Annotated in this window: 17 protein-coding genes; 11 read left to right on the forward strand and 6 right to left on the reverse strand. The window is 59.3% G+C overall.

What is annotated here, in order from left to right:
- The first annotated feature begins 115 nt into the window (after nt 1-115).
- Together QD336_RS17620 and pyk are read left to right on the forward strand one after the other, a co-directional pair.
- Nucleotides 116-502, forward strand: a complete 387-nt coding sequence (locus QD336_RS17620; RefSeq protein WP_442864979.1) for a DUF1036 domain-containing protein — start codon at nt 116-118, stop codon at nt 500-502.
- Complete coding sequence (pyk, locus tag QD336_RS17625; protein ID WP_269346599.1) at nt 502-1,941, forward strand: pyruvate kinase; 1,440 nt, start codon at nt 502-504, stop codon at nt 1,939-1,941. The genes QD336_RS17620 and pyk overlap by 1 nt, the downstream gene beginning before the upstream one ends.
- Before the next feature lie 82 nt (nt 1,942-2,023).
- Here pyk and QD336_RS17630 read toward each other — a convergent pair whose 3' ends face one another.
- Both QD336_RS17630 and QD336_RS17635 read right to left on the reverse strand, forming a co-directional pair.
- A complete protein-coding gene (locus QD336_RS17630) occupies nt 2,024-3,928 on the reverse strand; it encodes a peptidoglycan L,D-endopeptidase MepK (protein WP_499171522.1) in 1,905 nt (634 codons plus the stop codon).
- A 175-nt stretch (nt 3,929-4,103) separates the two neighbouring features.
- Nucleotides 4,104-5,651, reverse strand: coding sequence for a sigma-54-dependent transcriptional regulator (locus tag QD336_RS17635; protein WP_269346595.1), 1,548 nt, complete (start codon nt 5,649-5,651; stop codon nt 4,104-4,106).
- A 169-nt stretch (nt 5,652-5,820) separates the two neighbouring features.
- On the opposite strand from QD336_RS17635, the gene QD336_RS17640 reads away from it, so the two are divergent.
- Both QD336_RS17640 and QD336_RS17645 read left to right on the forward strand, forming a co-directional pair.
- Nucleotides 5,821-7,671 (forward strand): M3 family oligoendopeptidase, encoded by a 1,851-nt coding sequence (locus QD336_RS17640; protein ID WP_499171524.1) that lies wholly within the window; start codon nt 5,821-5,823, stop codon nt 7,669-7,671.
- A gap of 97 nt (nt 7,672-7,768) precedes the next feature.
- The gene (locus QD336_RS17645; protein WP_269346779.1) at nt 7,769-8,404 is read left to right on the forward strand and encodes an aminotransferase class IV family protein; all 636 of its coding nucleotides are present in this window, start codon (nt 7,769-7,771) and stop codon (nt 8,402-8,404) included.
- Here QD336_RS17645 and QD336_RS17650 read toward each other — a convergent pair.
- Nucleotides 8,401-9,309, reverse strand: coding sequence for a GGDEF domain-containing protein (locus QD336_RS17650; RefSeq protein WP_499171525.1), 909 nt, complete (start codon nt 9,307-9,309; stop codon nt 8,401-8,403). The two genes, QD336_RS17645 and QD336_RS17650, sit on opposite strands and share 4 nt — an antisense overlap.
- Nucleotides 9,310-9,566: 257 nt before the next feature.
- On the opposite strand from QD336_RS17650, the gene QD336_RS17655 reads away from it, so the two are divergent.
- From QD336_RS17655 to QD336_RS17680, 6 genes are all read left to right on the forward strand, one after another.
- Nucleotides 9,567-11,012 carry a homospermidine synthase gene (locus QD336_RS17655; RefSeq protein WP_499171526.1) on the forward strand — a complete coding sequence of 482 codons (1,446 nt, stop codon included), beginning with the start codon at nt 9,567-9,569 and terminating at the stop codon, nt 11,010-11,012.
- 148 nt (nt 11,013-11,160) lie between these two features.
- Nucleotides 11,161-11,535, forward strand: coding sequence for an outer membrane lipoprotein Omp10 (omp10, locus tag QD336_RS17660; RefSeq protein ID WP_269346588.1), 375 nt, complete (start codon nt 11,161-11,163; stop codon nt 11,533-11,535).
- 215 nt (nt 11,536-11,750) lie between these two features.
- The gene (locus QD336_RS17665) at nt 11,751-13,664 is read left to right on the forward strand and encodes a 5'-nucleotidase C-terminal domain-containing protein (RefSeq protein WP_499171527.1); all 1,914 of its coding nucleotides are present in this window, start codon (nt 11,751-11,753) and stop codon (nt 13,662-13,664) included.
- 350 nt (nt 13,665-14,014) lie between these two features.
- A complete protein-coding gene (hemH, locus tag QD336_RS17670; RefSeq protein WP_499171528.1) occupies nt 14,015-15,049 on the forward strand; it encodes a ferrochelatase in 1,035 nt (344 codons plus the stop codon).
- Between the two features lie 57 nt (nt 15,050-15,106).
- Complete coding sequence (locus QD336_RS17675; RefSeq protein WP_499171529.1) at nt 15,107-16,156, forward strand: SPFH domain-containing protein; 1,050 nt, start codon at nt 15,107-15,109, stop codon at nt 16,154-16,156.
- 2 nt (nt 16,157-16,158) lie between these two features.
- Entirely contained in the window at nt 16,159-16,623 is a 465-nt protein-coding gene (locus QD336_RS17680) for an NfeD family protein (RefSeq protein WP_499171530.1), read from the forward strand.
- 22 nt (nt 16,624-16,645) lie between these two features.
- Here the strand turns inward: QD336_RS17680 and QD336_RS17685 are convergent, their stop codons facing one another.
- On the reverse strand, nt 16,646-17,641 hold the full coding sequence (locus QD336_RS17685) for a KpsF/GutQ family sugar-phosphate isomerase (protein WP_499171531.1): 996 nt from the start codon (nt 17,639-17,641) through the stop codon (nt 16,646-16,648).
- Between the two features lie 99 nt (nt 17,642-17,740).
- The gene (locus tag QD336_RS17690) at nt 17,741-18,106 is read right to left on the reverse strand and encodes a PAS domain-containing protein (protein ID WP_331284202.1); all 366 of its coding nucleotides are present in this window, start codon (nt 18,104-18,106) and stop codon (nt 17,741-17,743) included.
- 411 nt (nt 18,107-18,517) lie between these two features.
- Between QD336_RS17690 and uppP the strand changes: the two genes are divergently transcribed.
- Nucleotides 18,518-20,002, forward strand: coding sequence for a polysaccharide biosynthesis protein UppP (uppP, locus tag QD336_RS17695; RefSeq protein ID WP_499171532.1), 1,485 nt, complete (start codon nt 18,518-18,520; stop codon nt 20,000-20,002).
- A 58-nt stretch (nt 20,003-20,060) separates the two neighbouring features.
- On the opposite strand, the gene galU is transcribed toward uppP, so the two are convergent.
- Nucleotides 20,061-20,948, reverse strand: a complete 888-nt coding sequence (galU, locus tag QD336_RS17700; protein WP_499171533.1) for a UTP--glucose-1-phosphate uridylyltransferase GalU — start codon at nt 20,946-20,948, stop codon at nt 20,061-20,063.
- Between the last annotated feature and the right edge of the window lie 63 nt (nt 20,949-21,011).

Genomic DNA, 21,011 nt, shown 5'->3' on the forward strand with positions numbered 1-21,011 from the left:
TTATAACCATGGAATCCGGATGGAAGCCGTGACTCAGTCATCTCTCGCTCTTCCTCGCCACTTTCGGCATATCGCCCGTCTTTTTTCCGCAGCGGCATTGTTTCTGACCCCGTTCATGATGGCGGCACCCGCCCATGCGGATTTTCGCGTGTGTAATAGCACGCAGAATCTCGTGGGGGTCGCAATCGGCTACCGCGCTCAGGAAGGCTGGGTCAGCGAAGGCTGGTGGCAGGTTCCCTCTTCGACCTGCGCAACGCTGATCGAGGGTGAGCTGCAGTCACGTTATTATTATCTCTATGCCGAAGATGCCGCCCATGGCGGCCGCTGGACTGGTGACGTCAACATGTGCGTGGCGGAGAACGAGTTCAAGATCGCCGGCGTAGATGATTGTTATGCCCGCAGCTTCCAGAGAATGGGTTTCAAGGAATATGACACGGGCAGACAGGGCAGCTGGATGGTCCAGCTTTCCGATACGCCAGGCACACAGGGAAATCAAAACTGATGAAGCGTAACCGCAAAGTCAAAATTCTTGCAACTCTCGGCCCGGCCTCTTCCGAAGAGGCCATGATCGAAAAGCTGCATCTTGCTGGCGCCGATCTTTTCCGGATCAACATGAGCCATGCGAGCCACGACGTGATGCGGACGCTCATTCAGCGCATCCGCTCCGTCGAGAGCCGTACCGGCCGCCCCATCGGCATTCTGGCCGACCTGCAGGGTCCCAAGCTGCGCGTCGGAAAATTCGCCGAGACGAAGGTCGATCTGGTTCCGGGCCAGACCTTCACCCTTGATAACAAGGACACCCCCGGCGACAACACCCGCGTTTTCCTGCCGCATCCTGAAATTCTCGAGGCGGTGAAGCCCGGCCACCGCCTGCTGATCGATGACGGCAAGCTGCACCTGCGCGCTGAAAAGAGCGACGGCAAAAGCATCGTCACCACGGTCGTTTCCGGCACCCGCATTTCCGACCGCAAGGGCATCAGCCTGCCCGACACCCTGCTCGGCGTCGGTGTTCTCACGGACAAGGACCGCGTCGACCTCGATGCCGTTCTGGAGACCAACGAAGTGGACTGGGTTGCCCTTTCCTTCGTTCAGCGCCCGGAAGACCTGGCGGAAGTGCGCAAGATCGCGCGCGGCCGCGTTGGCCTGATGTCCAAGATCGAAAAGCCGCAGGCTGTCGAGCGCATCGAAGAAATCATCGAGCTTTCCGACGCATTGATGGTCGCCCGTGGCGACCTGGGTGTGGAAATGCCGCTGGAAGCCGTTCCCGGCATTCAGAAGCAGCTGACCCGCGCCTGCCGCCGCGCCGGCAAGCCGGTCGTTGTCGCCACGCAGATGCTGGAATCGATGATCACCGCCCCCGTGCCGACCCGCGCCGAAGTCTCCGACGTCGCCACCGCCGTCTTCGAAGGCGCCGATGCCATTATGCTGTCGGCTGAATCCGCCTCCGGCGACTATCCGGTCGAAGCGGTTTCCACCATGGCCTCCATCGCCAGCACGGTGGAACAGGACCCCTATTATTCCAACATCATCTATGCGCAGCGCGCCCAGCCGGAGCCGACAGGTGCCGACGCCATTTCGCTCGCTGCCCGCCAGATCGCCGAAACGCTGAAGCTTGCGGCGATCGTCACCTATACGTCCTCGGGCACGACCGGCCTGCGCGCCGCGCGCGAACGCCCGCAGGTGCCGATCATTGCCCTGTCGCCGATCATCCAGACCGCACGCCGCCTGTCGGTCGTCTGGGGCCTGCACTGCGTCGTCACCGGCGATGCCAGCGATCTGGACGACATGGTGAACCGCGCTTGTCGCATCGTTGTTTCCGAAGGTTTCGGCAAGCCGGGTGATCGCATCATCATCTCCGCCGGCGTGCCGCTCGGCACCCCAGGCGCAACCAATATGGTACGCATCGCCTATATCGGCTCGGACGGCCAGAGCGGCGTCTGACGCCGCTCACAATACCGCATGAAAAAACCCGCCGTCGCCGGCGGGTTTTTTATTGGCCTTTCGGCCATCTGATAAAACTGGCTCAGTGCATCTTCACCGGCGTGCTGAAGCGGCTGGATTCGATGGCCACTGCACCCGGCTTGAAGCTCGCCGAGGTGGCGGAAGCCGACATGGCATTGCTGAGCATACGGTTGGCGACAACACGTGGCGCCTTTACCGAGCGTCCGGTCGTACCCTTGTTCTGGTTGAGCGCCCAATCCGAAATAAGATCCTGCGTCAAGCGACCACCGCCCACCATCGCCTGCTCGGAAACGGCCGCATCCTGCTTGCTCGGGCGCGAACCCTTGGTCGGCATGCCGGCGCTGAGACCGCCATTGATGGCGGGTTTCAGATCGAAGGCATCGCCGAAGCCCTGCTGCGGCTCAGCCTTGGCGGTTTCGGCAGGCGCGACGGTAACCTTGTGGTTGACGGCAGCCGGGAACGGCGCGGCTGTCGGCATGGCGGCGGACTGGACCTGCGACCGGGCAGCCTGACCGCTCTGTTCAAGAGCCGCAACCACGGTCGGCGAAAGCGTATCCTGTTGCGCCTCGGCAAGATCGTCTTCGCCTTCCGGATCGGCATTGGCCGCCGCCAGCAGGGCTTCCGCCACGGCCGGACGATTGGCCGGAACCGGAACGGAGGCGAGTTCGCCGGTCGCGGCTGGCGTCGCACCATCAGCAGAAGCCGTCAGGATCGACTCTTCCGCATCACCCTTCATGCCACGCGGGCCGAGAAGTGTGGGCACAGGCACCGAGACTTCCGCGAGATCAGCAAATTGCTGGCGCTCGGCCGGAGCTGAGGTCGGCGTCGGCGTCGTCGCCGCCTGCAGGGCATCCTGCGCGGCATTGCGGGCCGGAGAATAAAGGGCAGTCGCAAGGCCGGTATTGGCTGGCGGCTGGTTGCCAAATGCGGGACGAGCCGTCGGCAGCGGCGCATCGTTCACGCCGGGAAGTGCCTGTGCCGAAGCAACGGCAATAGTGGGTTCAGGCTCGGGAGCCGCCTGCTGCGGTGCCGCCGGGCGAGCGACAGCCGGGCGTTCTGCGGGCTCCGGCGCTGCGATGCTATCGGGATCTTCATCCTCGTCGCCACCACCAAAGAGAGCCTGCAACAGGGTCTTGCGCTTGCCCTCACCGGAAGAAGCGGGGCCGGCACCGGCACTGGAAGCAACCTGAATGGAGGAGGAGCTGACGCGCTTCTTGTAATCGGCGAGCGCCTGCTCATAACCTGGAAGCGGCTTGCCGTCGGAAGGAAGATGCAGCGTATTGCCGTTCGGGAAGATGCGGACGAGCTCCTGACGGCTCATGCGCGGCCAGGCGCGAACGCCGCCGACATCCATGTGCACGAAGGGAGAGCCCGATGTCGGATAGAAGCCGACGCCACCGATCTGCATCTGCATGCCGATTTCACGCAGGCGGGCAAGCTTCACGCCGGGAATGTAAAAGTCCATGGCCTTGCCAAGCATATGCTGGCTTTTTTCCGCAACGCCCTTGGTGCGCGTGCGCAGCAGTCCATTGGTCTCGGGCGAACGGAAAGCCGAAACGACATTGATGTAATCGGTCGCGCCACTGCGGCGATAGACTTCCCAGACAAGATCGAAAAGTCGCGGGTCCATTCGCGTCGGCTGGTTGCGGCGCCAGTCACGCAGGAAGCGGTTCAGTTCCTGCAGGCCTTTCTGATCATATCTGCCATTGCGCTTGAAGGTAATGACCGCCTTCTCGCGTGTATGGATATAATACAGTTTGAGGCTGCGCGTCTCGGCGGCGGCTTCCGTCGCCGAAACACCTACGAAAGGCATTGCGGCGAGCATCAGGCAGGCAAAGGTGACAGCGCGCGCCGACAGCTTCGTGCATATATCCTTGATCAAGCCGCGCGCGATCCTAGTCGAAAGCGCGTTATTCCGATGCAGATATGGCAATTCGATCCCCGCCTGGAAGACAATTTCTGTCACATTGCCTCAAATGAACGTCAAATACGGTGACACGATGGCAAAATTGCCACACACATACAACCTTCCTCTACATAGTGAATCAGCCACTAACAAGAGGTTTATAGACGGTAAGCGGATATCCTTGCTCAGAAGTTAACGAATTTTACGATCTGCCTTGGAATAAGCGGTTTGGGCCTCAGGCGGCATCTCGAAGCGGATCATCCGGATCGATGCCATAATCCTTGAGCTTGCGATAAAGCGTCGAGCGGCCGATGCCGAGCTTTCTTGCGACCTGGCTCATCTGACCCCGATAAAAACGAAGGGCGAAACGGATGAGTTCCTCTTCGATCTCGGCCAGTTTCCGGATATTGCCCGAATCGTCCATGCTGGAGATCAGGTTTCCGCCCCGATAGATGGTGGTGGAAATATCCGACTGTTCGTCGATGACGGCATGGCTTTCGGCAGCCGGCGGCGGGGGTGGCGAATAGGCCGCAAGCTTCAACGACGACCCGGATGGCGAGTGGATGACATCGTCCCCATCATCGCCGTTCGAAAACTCCGGCAGCTGCAGCGCGATCTGCGGAAAATCGGAATCCGACAATTCTTCGCCCTGCGACAGCACCACGGCGCGGAAAACGGCGTTTTCGAGCTGGCGGATATTGCCCGGCCAGTCATAGGCCGTCAGCAGCGCCAGCGCGCTGGCATTAAGACCGACGGAATTGGGCAATTTCTGTTCCGCCGAAAAGCGTTCGGCGAAAACCCGCGCCAGATGCGGAATGTCTTCCTTGCGGCGGCGCAACGCCGGGATGGTGATCGGAAAGACGTTGAGACGATAATAAAGATCCTCGCGGAAGCGGCCTTCCTTCACCTCTTCGATAAGGTTCTTGTTGGTGGCGGAAATCAGCCGCACATTGACCTTCTGCACCCGCGCGGAGCCGACGGTTTCGATTTCGCCCTGCTGAACGGCGCGCAGAAGCTTCACCTGCACGTCGAGCGGCAGATCGCCGATTTCATCGAGGAACAGCGTGCCGCCATCCGCCTCCATGAACTTGCCGACATGTTTTTCCGTAGCACCCGTGAAGGCGCCCTTCTCGTGGCCGAAGAGGATGCTTTCCACGAGATTGTGCGGGATTGCACCGCAATTGACGGTGATGAACGGCTTGTTCGCCCGGTCACCGGCCGACTGGATGGCGCGGGCGACCATTTCCTTGCCCACGCCGGATTCGCCTTCCAGCACCACGGGAATGCTGGACTGGGCGGCGCGCTGCGCGAGCTCAATGACCCTCAGCATTGCGGGGCTTGCGGAAACGATATCGGTAAAATTCACTGCATTGCTCCGTCCGCGCCTGCCCGTGCGGGCCTTTGCCTCTCTCCTGTCCAGCTTGAGCGCATTGGAGATGGCGGCGCCGATCCTTTCCGGCGAGACCGGCTTGACGACAAAATCAAAGGCGCCGGCGCGCATGGCCTGCACAACGGTCTCGATGCCGCCCTGTCCTGTCTGCACGATGACGGGAACATCGGTGCCGAGTTCGCCGACGGCCTTCAGAAAGGTAAGCCCATCCATTTCCGGCATCATCAGATCGAGGACGATGACGTTGATCTCACCACTATATTGCTTGAGCAATTCCAGCCCCGCCTTGCCGTTTTCGGCAAGCAAGGCCATATGCCCATAACGTTCCACCGCATTTTTGAGCAGGCGGCGCTGGACGGGATCATCGTCTATCACGAGAACATGCGCGGTCATTTTTAGCTCCGGTTTCCGGTTTATGGACCTGCTTCATGCGGTCCCTTATTCCGCACTCTGGCATGGGAGACTTGAACATCCAGTTTTGAGAATTGCTTGCATTTTATCCATTGCCGCGGGAAACAAGGTCCCCATATGCTTCGCACGCATAATCAGAAGGACACGTTCGATGACCCTCAACCTCGCCACCCCGCAACCCGTATTCTCCCTTGCCGAAATCGCCGGTCCGGCGCTTGGCGATCTGCCCGGCTGGAAGCTCTCGGACCTTTATCCGTCGGGGGATTCGCCGGAATATAAGGGCGATCTCGACAAGGCGGCATCGATGGCGACGGCTTTCGAGGAGAAATGGAAGGGCAAGCTTGAAGCTGCGGCGAAGGCAACGGGCGAAAAGGGCATCGGCGCCGCGCTGAAGGACTATGAAGCGCTGGACGATCTTATCGGCCGCATCGGCTCCTTTGCCGGGCTCACCTATTTTTCCGATACATCGAACCCGGCAAACGGCAAGCTTTACGGCGATGCCCAGGCGAAACTGACGGATATTTCCGCCCATCTCCTGTTCTTCACGCTGGAACTCAACCGCATTGACGATGCCGTGATGGATGCGTGCATGGCGAATGATGCCGCGGCCGGTCACTACCGCCCCTGGCTGGTGGATCTGCGCAAGGACAAGCCGCACCAGCTCGATGACCAGCTGGAACAGCTTTTCCTCGAAAAATCGATGACCAGCGCGGCAGCCTTCAACCGCCTGTTCGACGAAACCATGGCCGATCTGCATTTCGACATTGATGGCGCAAGCCTTCCGCTGGAAGTGACGCTCAACATGCTGCAGGAGCCGGAGCCGGAAACCCGCAGGAAGGCGGCCGAAGCGCTGAGCGCCACCTTCAAGGACAATCTGCGGGTCTTCACCCTCATCACCAACACGCTTGCCAAGGACAAGGATATTTCCGACCGCTGGCGCAAGTTCGAGGATATCGCCGACAGCCGTCATCTCGCCAACCGCGTCGAGCGGGAGGTGGTCGATGCCCTGGCGGCAGCCGTCAAGAAGGCCTATCCGCGCCTTTCGCATCGTTATTATGCCATGAAAGCAAAATGGCTCGGCATGGAGCAGATGAATTATTGGGACCGCAACGCGCCGCTTCCCGATACATCGAACACGATCATTCCTTGGGATGAGGCAAAGGACACGGTGCTTTCCGCCTACGGCAATTTCGCCCCTGAGATGGCCGATATTGCCCGCAGATTCTTCGATGAAGAATGGATCGACGCCCCCGCCMGCCCCGGCAAGGCGCCCGGCGCATTCGCCCACCCAACCGTGCCCTCGGCTCATCCTTATGTGCTGGTCAACTATCTCGGCAAACCACGCGACGTGATGACGCTCGCCCATGAGCTTGGCCACGGCGTGCATCAGGTGCTGGCAGGCCAGCAGGGCGCACTGATGTGCGCCACGCCGTTGACACTTGCCGAAACCGCTTCCGTCTTTGGCGAAATGCTGACCTTCCGCAAGCTGCTCGACGACACCAAGGACATCAGGGAACGCAAGGCCATGCTCGCCCGCAAGGTCGAGGACATGATCAACACGGTCGTGCGCCAGATCGCCTTTTACGAATTCGAGCGCAAACTGCACACTGCGCGCAAAGAGGGCGAGTTGACTTCGGAACAGATCGGCGAATTGTGGCTCTCCGTTCAGGCCGAAAGCCTCGGCCCGGCTATCCGGATTTCCGAAGGCTACGAGACTTGGTGGACATACATCCCCCATTTCATCCACTCGCCCTTCTATGTTTACGCCTATGCCTTCGGCGATTGCCTGGTGAACTCGCTCTATGCCGTCTACCAGAAGGCCGAGACGGGCTTTCAGGAGAAATATTTCGAACTTCTGAAAGCCGGCGGCACCAAGCATCATTCGGAGCTTCTGAAACCCTTCGGCCTCGATGCGACCGATCCTTCCTTCTGGGACAAGGGGCTTTCGATGATCGAAGGGCTGATCGACGAGCTGGAAGCGCTGGACAAGAAACAGGCTTAATCTCTTCCGCCGGCAGAGTTATCCTGTTTCGGACAGGTTTGCCGGTTGATATTGCCGGCAAAGCCACCGGTAAACAATTCAGGCGACGAGCATGGCCATGAAACGCAAACCCGCCGATCTGACCTTGAGGGAAACCCTGCGCTGGGAGCCGCAAACCGGCTTTCAGCGCATCGACCAGCATATGCGCCGGCTATTGCGTTCCGCTGATGCGCTTGGTTTTCGCGCGCCCGTCAATGCGGTTCAGGTGCTGGAAAAGAAAGTGGGTGGTGAAAACCCGCTCTGCGTCAGGCTGGTCATGAACTACAAGGGCGAGCTGGATATCGAAACGGCCGAATTCCAGCCATTGCAGGAAAACACCGTCTGGCGCGTCCGCATTGCCAGACAGACTACACTCGATTCCGCCGATACTTTCTATCGCCACAAGTCCTCACGCCGCGAGCCCTATGATGCCGCCCGCGCCGAATTTTCGGCCAAAGAGGCAGACGAGGTGCTGCTGCTCAACGAGCGTGGTGAGCTGTGCGAGGGATCTTCGACCAGCATCTTCATCGAAATGCCGGATGGGCAATTGCTGACGCCGCCGCTCGACAGCGGCATTCTGCCGGGCGTGCTACGCGCCGATCTGATCCGCGAACGCAAGGCGCGCGGACAGGCGCTGAAGCCGGAGGATATCGCCGGCCGAAAGCTTTTCGTCGGCAATTCGCTGCATGGTTTGATTGCAGCGGAGCTTGTTTAGGCCGTTACCGACAGAAGCCGGTCGCGGCCTTTCTCCTTGGCCGCATAAAGGGCCTGATCGGCACGCATGAACACATCGTCTGCGCTTTCCCCTACCCGATATGCCGTCAGGCCTGCCGAGCAGCTATAGGAGAAATCCGGGAATTCCGAGAGAGGCCTGGAAAGGCGCACTTTCTGCAGCAGCCGCTCGACGATCTCCCGGCCTTCGGCCACTGTGCTGCGCGGCAGGACAAGCATGAATTCCTCTCCACCGATCCTGCCGAAACAATCCACCCGCCGAATGACGGAATGGGCAATGCCGACAAAATCGCGCAGCACCGCATCGCCGCTCCTGTGACCGAAACGATCGTTGATCTGCTTGAAAAAATCGATGTCGAGCGTGCACAGGCAAAAGGGCGCTTCAAGCCCCTTGGAAACCCGTTCCACCTGCAGGGCGAGCTTGGCGAAAACGAAGCGACGGTTCGCCGTGCCCGTCAATTCATCCGTCTGCGATGCGCGCACCGCCAGATCCCGGTCCTGCCGCAGGGTTCTGTAACCCTGGCGCAATTCGGTAACGTCGCTTGCAACGCAGAGCATCCAGCCATCCTGCTGCACCGTCTCGGTCATCCAGAACCAGCGGCCGTCATAGAGGTCCATCTCGAAGGCACGATAGGGCAGCTTGCCACGCCGGGACTGCGCCGAGAGCAGCCATCCCTCGAAATCATTGTTGCGGATGACGACACCGGTGCGCAGCCGGTGGTTCAGCCGCATGATATCCGCCCAGGTCGGGAAATCATCGGCGGCAAGCTGAAAGCTTTCCCGAAACGACGGGTTGGCATGGCGCAACCGGTCCCCGGAATCATAAAGGGCAATAAGAACGGGAGTGGCATCCTGAAGCGCTGCGACACGCTCGATAAGATCATTCAACAGGCGGCTCCCTGCGCTGGCGAAAATTTCCCGTCGTCATCCGACCAAAGTCCCCCAAACCTTTGGGCCTATGAACGAGAAGAATACCTCGATTATAGACGCACTCCCTCAAATGCGAAGAGGCAGAATGCGGTGGAAAGAACGCCGGCGCCCATCTCTCCCCCGCCATCGTCATATCTCCGTCATCCACCTGCCCTTTATTGTGGCACGCTTTTATGATCTAGCTTACTTATTGGCTGAAAAAGGAAAATTGACGAATGACGGACGCAAACTACCCGATTTACGGTGATATTGACGGCCCCATCATCATGATCGGCTTCGGCTCCATCGGGCGCGGCACTCTTCCGTTGATCGAACGTCATTTCAATTTCGACAGAACCCGCCTCGTCGTCATCGATCCGCGCGAGGACATCGCTGCATTTCTGGCGGAGAGAAATATCCGTCACGTCCAGACGCATCTGACCAAGGCGAACTATAAGGAAGTTCTCAAGCCGCTTCTCAAGGGCGTGCAAGGTCAGGGCTTCTGCGTCAATCTTTCTGTCGATGCCGCCTCCGTTGATCTGATGCGGATCTGTCGCAAGCATGGCATGCTCTATATCGACACCGTCGTAGAACCGTGGCCCGGTTTTTATTTCGACGCCGATGCCGACAATGGCGCCAGAACCAATTATTCGCTGCGCGAGACCATGCTGAAGGAAAGGGCGCGCAAACCCGGCGGCACGACCGCGGTTTCCACCTGCGGTGCCAATCCCGGCATGGTGTCCTGGTTTGTGAAGCAGGCACTCGTCAATCTTGCCAAGGACACCGGCCTCGACATCGAGGAGCCGCAGCCGCAGGACCGGGAAGGCTGGGCAAGGCTGATGAAGCAGCTTGGCGTCAAGGGCGTGCATGTGGCCGAGCGTGACACCCAGCGGGCGAAGGAGCCGAAGCCCTTCGGCGCTTTCTGGAACACCTGGTCCGTGGAAGGTTTCATCGCCGAAGGTTTTCAGCCGGCCGAACTCGGCTGGGGGACGCATGAAAACTGGATGCCGAAAAACGCGAAAAAGCAGAAGAAGGGAAGCAAGGCGGCGATCTATCTCGATCAGCCCGGCGCCAATACGCGGGTGCGCACATGGTGCCCGGGGCTCGGAGCGCAATATGGCTTCCTCGTTACCCACAATGAGGCGATCTCGATTTCGGACTATTTCACCGTCCGCAACGATGATGGCGACGTGACCTATCGGCCGACCTGCCATTATGCCTATCACCCCTGCAACGACGCCATCCTGTCCCTGCATGAACTGTTCGGCAATGGCGGCAACCCTCAGCCGATCCAGCATGTGCTCGGCGAAGACGAACTTGTCGACGGTGCCGACGAACTGGGCGTTCTTCTTTATGGCCATGACAGGAACGCCTATTGGTATGGTTCGCGGCTGAGCCTCAAGGAGGCGCGCTCGCTTGCCCCCAGCCAGAATGCGACCGGACTGCAAGTCAGTTCGGCGGTTCTGGCCGGCATGGTCTGGGCCATCGAAAACCCTCAAGCCGGCATCGTCGAGGCCGACGAGATGGATTATCGCCGTTGCCTCGAGGTACAGCGCCCCTATCTCGGCCCGGTCGAGGGCCATTATACCGACTGGACGCCGATCGACGGTCGCCCGGGCCTGTTCCCCGACAATATCGATGCGTCCGATCCCTGGCAGTTCCGCAACATACTGGTGCGCTGAGGGATCGGCGTCACATATTGTCACGCCGGGCTTTCCTTACGCGACGACAGGAACCGGGGAGAGCGAACAACGTTGCCTTGAAATAAGCAACGCTTCACGGCATGGTCGAAGCACGGAAGGTTTCATCGAATCGCAGGAGAACAGGCTCATGAACTTCAAGACAAGCGCTGCATTGCTTGGTGCCGCCATCGCGGTGTCTTCATGCGTCGCGCCGGGTCCCTCGCAGCAGACCTCGATGGCGCCTTCACTGGCACGCGGGCCGGCCGTCGACGGCCGCTGGATCGACAGGAACGGCATCGTATCGACATTCCAGAACGGCGCCTTCTCCACCCGTTCGACCGACACCAACACGCTGCTGGCCTCCGGCACCTATGTCACGATTTCGCCGACGCTTTACGAGATCAACATGACCTCGTTGGTGCGCAACACGCAGTCGCGCGTCAACTGCGCTCTCGTCTCCCCGTCACAATTGAATTGCACGACGGACACGAACAGCCAGTTCTCGCTGACACGTCAGGGCTGATAACCTCGCCTTTTCAATAAGATGATATTCTGAAACGCACGCCTCAGGCGTGCGTTTTCCTTTATTGCGAACCTGTCATAATTTCGCTTGCGGCGGCTGTCGCTAAATGGAAACATCCCGCTTTGAAAGACTGACATGTTTTCGGATTAGGAATGAGCACGGCCGGAGGATGATCGACCGGTCCGGGCTTCCGCTTTGAAGAGGAGAGAGGGACCATGAAGAAAATTCTGAGACTGGGCATGCTGAGCGTTTCGGCGATGACGCTTTCGGCTGGGGCGGCCCTGGCCGACTACGAACTCAACATTCTTCACATCAATGATTTTCACTCCCGTATCGAATCGATCAACAAATTCGACTCGACCTGCTCGGCGGAGGAAGAGGGCAAGAACGAATGCTTCGGCGGCGCAGCCCGCCTTCTGACCGCCATCAACCAGACGCGTGATGCCCTGAAGGCTGAAGGAAAGAACGTTCTCCTGCTCAATGCCGGCGACAATTTCCAGGGTTCTCTGTTCTACACCACCTACAAGGGCACGGTGGAAGCGGAAGTGCTGAACGCCATGAAGTTCGACGCCATGACCGTCGGCAACCATGAGTTCGACGATAGCGAGGACGGGCTTGCCGGCTTCCTCGACAAGGTGCAGTTCCCCGTCGTGACCGCCAATGTGGTGGCCACCGCCGCCTCGAAAATCGGCGACCGCGTCAAGCCGTCCATCGTGCTTGAGGTCGGCGGACAGAAAATCGGCATCGTCGGTGCGGTTGCCAACGACACGGCGGAACTGGCAACGCCCGGTCCCAATATCACCATCGCCGAAGATGTCGCCAAGATCAGCGAACAGGTGCAGAAGCTGAAGCAGGACGGCGTCAACAAGATCATCGCGCTCACCCATGTCGGTTATCCGCGTGACCTCGAATTCATCGCCAAAATCCCTGATGTCGACGTCGTGGTCGGCGGCCATACCCATACGCTGCTGTCCAACACCGACCAGAAGGCCGAAGGCCCCTATCCGACCGTCGTCGACAATCCCGGCGGCTACAAGGTTCCGGTGGTTCAGGCCGGGCAGTACAGCAAATATCTCGGCGACCTCAAAGTGATCTTCGACGACAATGGCGTGGTCAAGGAAAGCAAGGGCGACCCGATCCTCATCGATTCCGCCTTCAAACCCGATGAAGCCACGCTGAAGCGCATCGATGAGCTGAAGGCGCCGATCGAAGCCCTGAAAGCAAAGGTCGTCGGCACTTCGGAAGGCCCGATCGAGGGCGACCGCAAGGTTTGCCGCGTGAAGGAATGCTCCATGGGCAATCTGGTGGCCGATGCGACGCTGGCGCGCGTCAAGGATCAGGGCGTCACCATCGCTTTTGCAAACAGCGGCGGCCTGCGCTCCTCCATCGATGGCGGTGATGTCTCGATGGGTGAAGTGCTGACGGTTCTGCCGTTCCAGAACACCGTTGCAACCTTCCAGCTCAAGGGCGAGGATATTCGCGCTGCCCTCGAAAACGGCGTCAGCCAGATCGACGATGGCGCGGGCCGCTTCATGCAGGTTTCCGGCATGAAATATTCCTTCGACCGTTCCAAGCCGGCCGGCAGCCGCGTCGTTTCGGTCGAGGTCAAGGAAGGCGATTCCTTCGTGCCGCTCGATCCCGCCAAGACCTATATCGTCGCGGCCAATAATTACGTGCGCACCGGCGGCGACGGCTTCAAGGTCTTTGCGACGAAGGCGATCAACGCCTATGACTTCGGCCCCAACCTCGAAGAGGCGGTCGCGGCCTACATCACCGCCAACAGCCCCTATAAGCCCTATACGGACGGCCGCATCAGCGAAGTGACGCCTGCCGGTTATGTGGCTCCGGCAAAGCCGGCGGCACCTGCTGCAACCGCGCCAGCCGCCGCACCGGCCCCCGCCACCGCCGCGGCGCCTGCACCCGCTGCAACCGCGCCGGCATCCCCAACACCGGCCGCAGCCGCTGCAGCCGTCAGCAAATACGTCGTCGCGAAGGGCGATTCCCTCTGGAAGATCGCAGCAGAGAAATATGGCGACGGCGCTCTCTGGACCAGAATTGCCAAGGCAAACACGCTGAAGCAGCCGAACCACATCGAAATCGGCGAAGAGCTGGAGCTGCCGGCGCAATAAGCCGGACGTGAACGGACAGGGCAATTTGCCGCAGATATGACGCCGGCCCCGAACATCGGGGCCGGCTTCTTATTTTCCCTTAAAAAACAAATCACTACGCGTCGCATGCCGACAAAGGATAACCCGCGGCTCCCCCTGCCCCCGAAATAGCCTCCGCTGGTGGTTTAATCCTGAAAAATTTCGTCTAGAACACGTGAACAAATTGGCGGCCTGAGCGTATAGCTTGGGCATTTCCGGCAAAACCCGTCGCGGTGTGCGTCCGGCATGCATAAAACACACGATGGAGCGTTTCGCCCTTCCCAGGCGGAACCGCTCCTCACACAACCAGTCCGAGTTTCAGGGTATCATTCATGGCGACAGAACTATCCGCACTCCCCGCAAACCATCCCCGCACAGCTTTTGGCAAGGTGGGCGTCCTGCTCGTCAACCTCGGCACGCCTGACGGTACGGACTATTGGCCGATGCGCCGTTATCTTGCGGAGTTTCTGAGCGACAAGCGCGTGATCGAATGGTCGCGTCTCTACTGGTATCCGATCCTTTACGGCATCGTCCTCAACAAGCGCCCGCAGAAGGTCGGCAAGGCCTATGAGGAAATCTGGAACCACGAGCGCAACGAAAGCTACCTGCGCACCTATACACGCAGCCAAGGCGAGTTGCTGGCAGAAACATTGAAGGACCTGCCCAACGTCGTGGTCGACTGGGGCATGCGTTACGGGCAGCCCTCCATCGCCTCGAAAATCGACGCGCTGAAGGAACAGGGCTGTGAAAAAATCCTTCTCTTCCCGCTTTATCCGCAATATGCGGCATCGACCACGGCAACCGTGAACGACAAGGCTTTCGAACATCTGATGAAGCTGCGCTGGCAGCCGGCCATCCGCACCGTGCCACCCTACCACGACGATCCGGCCTATATCGAGGCGCTCGCCGCTTCCGTCAAAAACCATCTGGCGACGCTGGACTGGGAGCCGGAGATGCTGATCACCTCCTTCCACGGTATTCCGCAATCCTATTTCAAAAAGGGCGATCCCTATTATTGCCATTGTCAGAAAACCGCCCGCCTGCTGCGGGAGGCTCTGGGGCGGACCGAGAAGGATTTCATGATCACCTTCCAGTCACGCTTCGGGCCGGAAGAATGGCTGCAGCCCTATACCGACAAGACCGTGGAAAAACTGGCCTCCGAGGGTATCAAGCGCATTGCCGTCATGAATCCCGGCTTCGTTTCGGATTGTCTTGAGACGCTGGAAGAAATCGCCGGTGAAGCCGGCGAAATTTTCCTGCATAATGGCGGAGAGAAATTCACCCATATTCCCTGCCTGAACGACAGCGCCGAGGGCATGAATGTTCTCGAAAAGGTTGCAAGACGGGAGTTGCAAGGCTGGGTGTAATCTTGCCATAAGGTTGTTGGGATAAATCCCGGACGTTCTGATCCTAGGAGGAAAGTGATGATTGCATTGGGCGGTTTTGACATCGTCGTCATAGCGGCGGTTGTTCTGGTTATTCTGGTGCTGTTTGCCGGCATCAAGACCGTGCCGCAGGGGCATCGTTACACGGTTGAACGCTTCGGGCGCTACACCCGCACGCTCGAACCCGGCCTGAACCTCATCGTACCGTTCTTCGAAAGCATCGGCTCGAAAATGAATGTGATGGAGCAGGTGCTCCACATCCCGACGCAGGAAGTCATTACCCGCGACAATGCCAGTGTCTCGGCCGATGCCGTCACCTTCTATCAGGTGCTCAATGCCGCACAGGCCGCTTATCAGATATCCAATCTGCAAATGGCGATCGAAAACCTTACCATGACCAACATCCGCTCGGTGATGGGTTCGATGGACCTCGACGAGTTGCTGTCGAACCGCGACGCGATCAACGATCGCCTCCTGCGCGTGGTGGACGAGGCGGTGGGACCATGGGGCATCAAGGTCACCCGTATCGAAATCAAGGACATCGCACCGCCGAAGGACCTCGTCGATTCCATGGCGCGGCAGATGAAGGCCGAGCGCGAAAAACGCGCGCAGGTGCTGGAAGCCGAAGGCGCCCGCAATGCCCAGATTCTGCGCGCGGAAGGCGCAAAACAATCCGCCATTCTGGAGGCGGAAGGCCAGCGCGAAGCGGCGTTCCGCGATGCCGAAGCACGCGAACGTCTGGCCGAGGCCGAAGCCAACGCCACCCGCATGGTCTCGGAAGCCATTGCTGCCGGTAACGTCCACGCCATCAACTATTTCGTCGCCCAGAAATACACCGAAGCGCTTGCCGAGATCGGTACCGCCAAGAATTCCAAAATCGTGCTGATGCCGATGGAAGCCTCGGCGCTGATCGGCTCTCTCGGCGGCATCGGCACGATTGCGAAAGAAGTGTTCGGCAACAAGGGCGATGCGCCGACTGCGCCCGCCGCCTCCACATCGTCCCGCTCCGTGCCGCCGGCCCGACCTTCCGGCCAGAGCATCAACGTCACGATCCCCGGTAATCCCTTCGGCTCTTCATCGGAGAAGTGACGATGCTGCAACGGCTTGCCACTGAGTTGGGACCCTGGAGCTGGTGGATCGTCGGCTTCGTGCTGCTCGCCGCCGAACTCATCGCCCCCGGCGTTTTCCTGATCTGGATCGGCCTTGCCGCGCTGGTCATCGGCGCGCTTTCGCTGCTTTTATGGGATGCGGCATTCTGGGCCTGGCAATTGCAGCTGGTGCTGTTTGCCGCGCTATCCGTCATCTTCGCCCTGCTCGGCCGGAAATATTTCGGCCGAAACCGCGCGGCAAGCGATGAGCCTTTCCTGAACCAGCGGGAGGCAAGCCTTGTCGGCCGCACGGCGACCCTTCAGGAACCGATTGTCGAAGGGCGCGGCCGGATAAGGCTGGACGACACCTGGTGGCCGGTGAATGGCGAAGACCTGCCCGCCGGAACCCGTGTCAGGATCGCGTCTGCACGCGGGCGCACCCTGACAATCGAGCCGATCGACCGATAGGTTTTCAGGGGCAGCGATGGCCTCAGGCCACACCGATCCTCAAGAGATCGTGGAAATGCACCAGCCCAACCGGCCGGTTGTCGTCATCAACGACGATCAGCGCGCCGATGTGGAATTTTTCCAGCGTCGCCAGCGCACTGGTCGCAAGAACGGATTTTTTGACGGTCTTCGGGGTGCGGGTCATGATATCGTCAACCGTCAATTCGGCGAGGTTGCGCGACAGGTTGCGCGCCATGTCGCCCTCGGTGACGATGCCGCACAGGCGCCCATCTTCGTCCAGAATGCCGACGCAGCCGAAATGCTTGCGCGAGAGAACGCCCACCGCTTCCGGCATCGCAGTTCCCTTGCTGACCAGCGGCACACGATCACCGGTATGCATGATATCGCTGACCAGCGTGAGGCTCGCACCCAGCTTGCCGCCGGGATGAAACACCTTGAAATCGCCGGCGGTAAAATTGCGCGCCTCCAGCAGCGCAACCGCAAGGGCATCACCCAACGCCAGCTGCATCAATGTGGAGGTGGTGGGCGCAAGACCGAGCGGGCAGGCCTCCTGCTCATTGGGCACCAGAAGCACGATATCGGAGGCCTGCGCCAGCGATGAAGTTTCCGAACAGGTGAGCGCGATCAGCGGAATGGAAAAACGGCGCGAATAATTGATGATGCTGCGCAGTTCCGCACTTTCGCCGCCCTTGGAAATGGCCAGCACGACATCATCGCCGCCGATCATGCCAAGATCGCCGTGATTGGCCTCCGCCGCATGCACAAAAAAGGCAGGCGTTCCGGTGGAGGCAAAGGTGGCCGCAAGCTTTGCGCCTATGTGGCCGCTTTTACCGACCCCGGTGATGATGAGGCGGCCATTCGACTGGCCGATGGTCTCGATCGCCTTGCAGAAGGGGTCGGAAAGACCGTTCCTCAGGGCATCCTCAAGGGCGGCAAGGCCAGCCCGCTCCATCGAAATCGTCCGCACGGCGGATTCGATGGCATTGTCTTCAACCAGTTTGACGGCGCGCGTAATCATGGCCGACTGTTACTCTTTCAGCCGGAATAAGTCCACTCTTCAGCCGGTCAGCGCCAGGTTTTCGCAAATGCGGCCCGAAATTGTGCGGCAGCTTCGGGATCAATGGCGCAGATCCGGTGGAGAAATCTCCTCCATCGTTCCAAGCCGTTTGAAGGGGATGTTCTCCTCATCGACCAGATATCGCCCGAGCGTCCTTACCCACAAGACGGAGCCATCGCTACGGTGAACGGCATATTCCTGATTATAAAAACTCGCCGCCTTCAGGGTCGTCAGTGCCGTCTCGATCACGCGATTTCGATGATCCAGATGCACTTTTTCGAGCATCTGAAAAATGCTGATGCCCTGCATCGCCTGCCTCAGCGAAATCCCGAAGAATTCAGCGCATATCTCATCCATATAAAAACGGTCGTTGGTAATATCCCAACAATAAAAACCGACCTGCTTGATGTTCAAAACGGGATTCATAAATCGAGGCGTCACACAAAATAAATTCAATACGATTTGCTGAGCAAAAGAGGATCAGCTCCTCTAAATCATAGGGCGATTCCGCGCCAAATTGAAACGTTTTAATCTTCTCATATTAGAAATATTTTGCACTTATGACCATTTTCCAACAGCAATCGAAATCGGTGAAATCAGGCTGCCAAGACGGCCGACAGGTCTCGCCGATATTTCGCCCCTGCGGACGCGCTGAAATCCTGGCGATCTTTATCAACTGTTAACCATAAAAAACCTATTGTTAAAGCGATGTTAAAACTTGCGTCGCCTGTCTGGTCCCTGGTTCGCCAATGTCATTTCACCGGCCTCATTTGGGCTGAGGCGAGGCATTGGCAAATCTTCGATCCGGCATCGGCCAAATTCGCCGGGTGAAAAGGAATGAGTGTGAAGGGCACCGCCACACGTCTGCCGACGTCGCGGAAAGCAGCAACCCTGCTGCTCGCCTGCACGTTTTTTTCCCCGAGCGCTTTCGCGCAGACTGCGGCGACAGCCTTGCCGGGCGCTGTTCCCGCCGGCAACGGGACATTATCAGCCACACCCACAACGGAACCAGGGGCGACCACAGGCACGACGCAGGCGGCGCCTGCGCCTGCACCCGTCCCGCAACTCTGGCGTCCCTCGAGCAATCCCGGCGATCCGATTTACGAACAACCGGACGAAGCTGGCCAACCTTATGCCGATGCCGAGAACCCCTACGAACCGACGGTAGATGGCGGTGAAAACCCGCGAATGACAACCGAACCAGGGCAAACGCCCGGCATCCGGCTCGGCACATTGGTTCTGCGACCTTCGATCAGCCAGACGATCAACACGGAAAAACAGACGAATACCGGCGGCCCTTCCAGACGCAACTATCTGACGACAGGCATACGCGGTACGCTGACCAGCGACTGGTCCCGCCACGCGCTGACGGTGACGGGCGATGGCGCCTGGGAGAGAAACTTCGGCAGCGAAAAGGATGGCGAAGAGCCAAGGGCACGGATTGAGGCCGATCTGCGGCTCGATCTCGGCGCGGAAACAACCGCCAATCTCAAGGCGGGTTATGAATTCAGCCGCGAGGACACGACGGACCCCAACGCCCTGACCGGCGCCGCCGTGCAGGGCGGCGAACACCGCTTCACCGCCGGCGCCTCGATAGAACGCGATTTCGGCAAGCTGCGCGGGCTGGCAGCGCTCGATCTTTCCCGCACGGTCTATACGGATGCCAAGGGTATCGACGGCCAGCCGATCAGCCTCAGCGACCGCGACCAGAACGGCGCGAACCTGCGCGGACGCATCGGCTATGAGTTATCACCGGCCTTGATCCCCTTCCTCGAACTTAATGTGGGGACGACCCAATATGACAGGCGTCTCGACAATTCGGGCTATGCCCGCTCCTCCAATGCCTATGGGGCGAAGGTCGGCGCGGAAGTCGATCTTGGCGAGAAGACCCGCGGCGAAGCCGCCATCGGTTATCTGCGCAAGCAATATGACGATGATCGCCTGGCCTCGATCGGCGCATTGACGCTGGATGGCAAACTTAACTGGTCACCCCAGCGCGGCACGAACGTCAATCTCGGCCTGCGTACGACGATAGAGGACTTCGCCGGCGGTCCACAGGGCGGCTGGGTTTCCTATCGGCTGGATGCCGGCCTGACCCACGAATTGCGCAGCAATCTGGTCGCGCGCCTGACGGGGCAGATCGTGCATCGCACATTCCCCTCTTCCAACACGGAGGATGCCGTGGAATATACGGCAGGCGCCGGCCTGACCTGGGGGCTGAACCGCTATCTCGACCTGACCGCTGACGTCAGCTACCAGTGGACGCCGGTTTATGACAGCAACGAATTGCGTGTCGGCGCCGGACTTGTCCTGAAGCGATAATGAGCCCCAAATGAAAATCCCGGCACGAAGGCCGGGATTTCCCTGTGTGTTCGGTCGATTATTTCAGACCGTCGATCAGAGCCTTGATCGGCTCCTCGATCGCCGGGCGGATATCGCCGCGTTCCAGTGCAAAAGCAACGTTGGCCAGGATGAAACCATCCTTGGCGCCGCAATCGAAGGTCTGGCCACGGAAATGATAGCCGGCGAACTGCTGCGACTGTGCGAGCGTCAGCATGCCGTCCGTCAACTGGATCTCGTTGCCGGCCCCGCGTTCCTGATTTTCGAGAATATCGAAAATTTCCGGGTGGAGGATATAACGGCCGTTGATGAAGAAATTCGACGGCGCCGTACCCTTGGCCGGCTTTTCGACCATTTCGGTAATCTTGAAGCCTTCGCCGACGGCATCACCTACGCCGACAATGCCGTATTTATGCGTCTGGTCGGGAGCGCATTCCTGCACCGCGATGACGTTGCCCCGGGTCTGGTCGTAAAGTTCGACCATGCCTTTGAGGCAGCTTTTCTGCGAATGCATGATCATGTCGGGCAAAAGCACCGCAAAAGGTTCATCACCAACGATGTCGCGCGCACACCAGACCGCGTGGCCGAGACCAAGCGGCACCTGCTGGCGCGTGAAGCTTGCGGTGCCCGCCTTGGGCAGAAGGCCGGCCAGCAATGTCAGCTCGGCATTCTTGTTGCGCTCGCGCAGCATTTGTTCGAGTTCAAATTGAATATCAAAATAATCTTCGATCACCGCCTTGCCACGGCCGGTGACAAATACAAAATGCTCGATGCCCGCTTCCGCCGCCTCATCGACGACGTATTGAATGACCGGCTTGTCGACGACAGTGAGCATTTCTTTCGGAACTGCCTTGGTTGCGGGCAGGAAACGGGTGCCAAGACCCGCGACCGGAAATACGGCCTTCCGAATTTTCTTCTGTTCTACCACATATCCCTCCTGAGAGATAAAACTTGATCACAATCCCCGCACGCTGTTGTTATTTCAAAAATA

The sequence above is a fragment of the Rhizobium sp. BR 250 genome (genome assembly GCF_047445855.1).
Taxonomy (GTDB): Bacteria; Pseudomonadota; Alphaproteobacteria; order Rhizobiales; family Rhizobiaceae; genus Agrobacterium; species Agrobacterium tumefaciens_I.

Excerpts from the sequence above, each read along its gene's own strand:
- QD336_RS17620 (WP_442864979.1), top strand. The coding sequence starts at position 116 with ATGATGGCGGCACCCGCCCATGCGGATTTTCGCGTGTGTAATAGCACG.
- pyk (WP_269346599.1), top strand. The coding sequence starts at position 502 with ATGAAGCGTAACCGCAAAGTCAAAATTCTTGCAACTCTCGGCCCGGCC.
- QD336_RS17635 (WP_269346595.1), bottom strand. The coding sequence starts at position 5,651 with ATGACCGCGCATGTTCTCGTGATAGACGATGATCCCGTCCAGCGCCGC.
- QD336_RS17645 (WP_269346779.1), top strand. The coding sequence starts at position 7,769 with ATGAAACGCAAACCCGCCGATCTGACCTTGAGGGAAACCCTGCGCTGG.
- QD336_RS17655 (WP_499171526.1), top strand. The coding sequence starts at position 9,567 with ATGACGGACGCAAACTACCCGATTTACGGTGATATTGACGGCCCCATC.
- omp10 (WP_269346588.1), top strand. The coding sequence starts at position 11,161 with ATGAACTTCAAGACAAGCGCTGCATTGCTTGGTGCCGCCATCGCGGTG.
- QD336_RS17665 (WP_499171527.1), top strand. The coding sequence starts at position 11,751 with ATGAAGAAAATTCTGAGACTGGGCATGCTGAGCGTTTCGGCGATGACG.
- hemH (WP_499171528.1), top strand. The coding sequence starts at position 14,015 with ATGGCGACAGAACTATCCGCACTCCCCGCAAACCATCCCCGCACAGCT.
- QD336_RS17675 (WP_499171529.1), top strand. The coding sequence starts at position 15,107 with ATGATTGCATTGGGCGGTTTTGACATCGTCGTCATAGCGGCGGTTGTT.
- QD336_RS17680 (WP_499171530.1), top strand. The coding sequence starts at position 16,159 with ATGCTGCAACGGCTTGCCACTGAGTTGGGACCCTGGAGCTGGTGGATC.
- QD336_RS17685 (WP_499171531.1), bottom strand. The coding sequence starts at position 17,641 with ATGATTACGCGCGCCGTCAAACTGGTTGAAGACAATGCCATCGAATCC.
- QD336_RS17690 (WP_331284202.1), bottom strand. The coding sequence starts at position 18,106 with ATGAATCCCGTTTTGAACATCAAGCAGGTCGGTTTTTATTGTTGGGAT.
- uppP (WP_499171532.1), top strand. The coding sequence starts at position 18,518 with ATGAGTGTGAAGGGCACCGCCACACGTCTGCCGACGTCGCGGAAAGCA.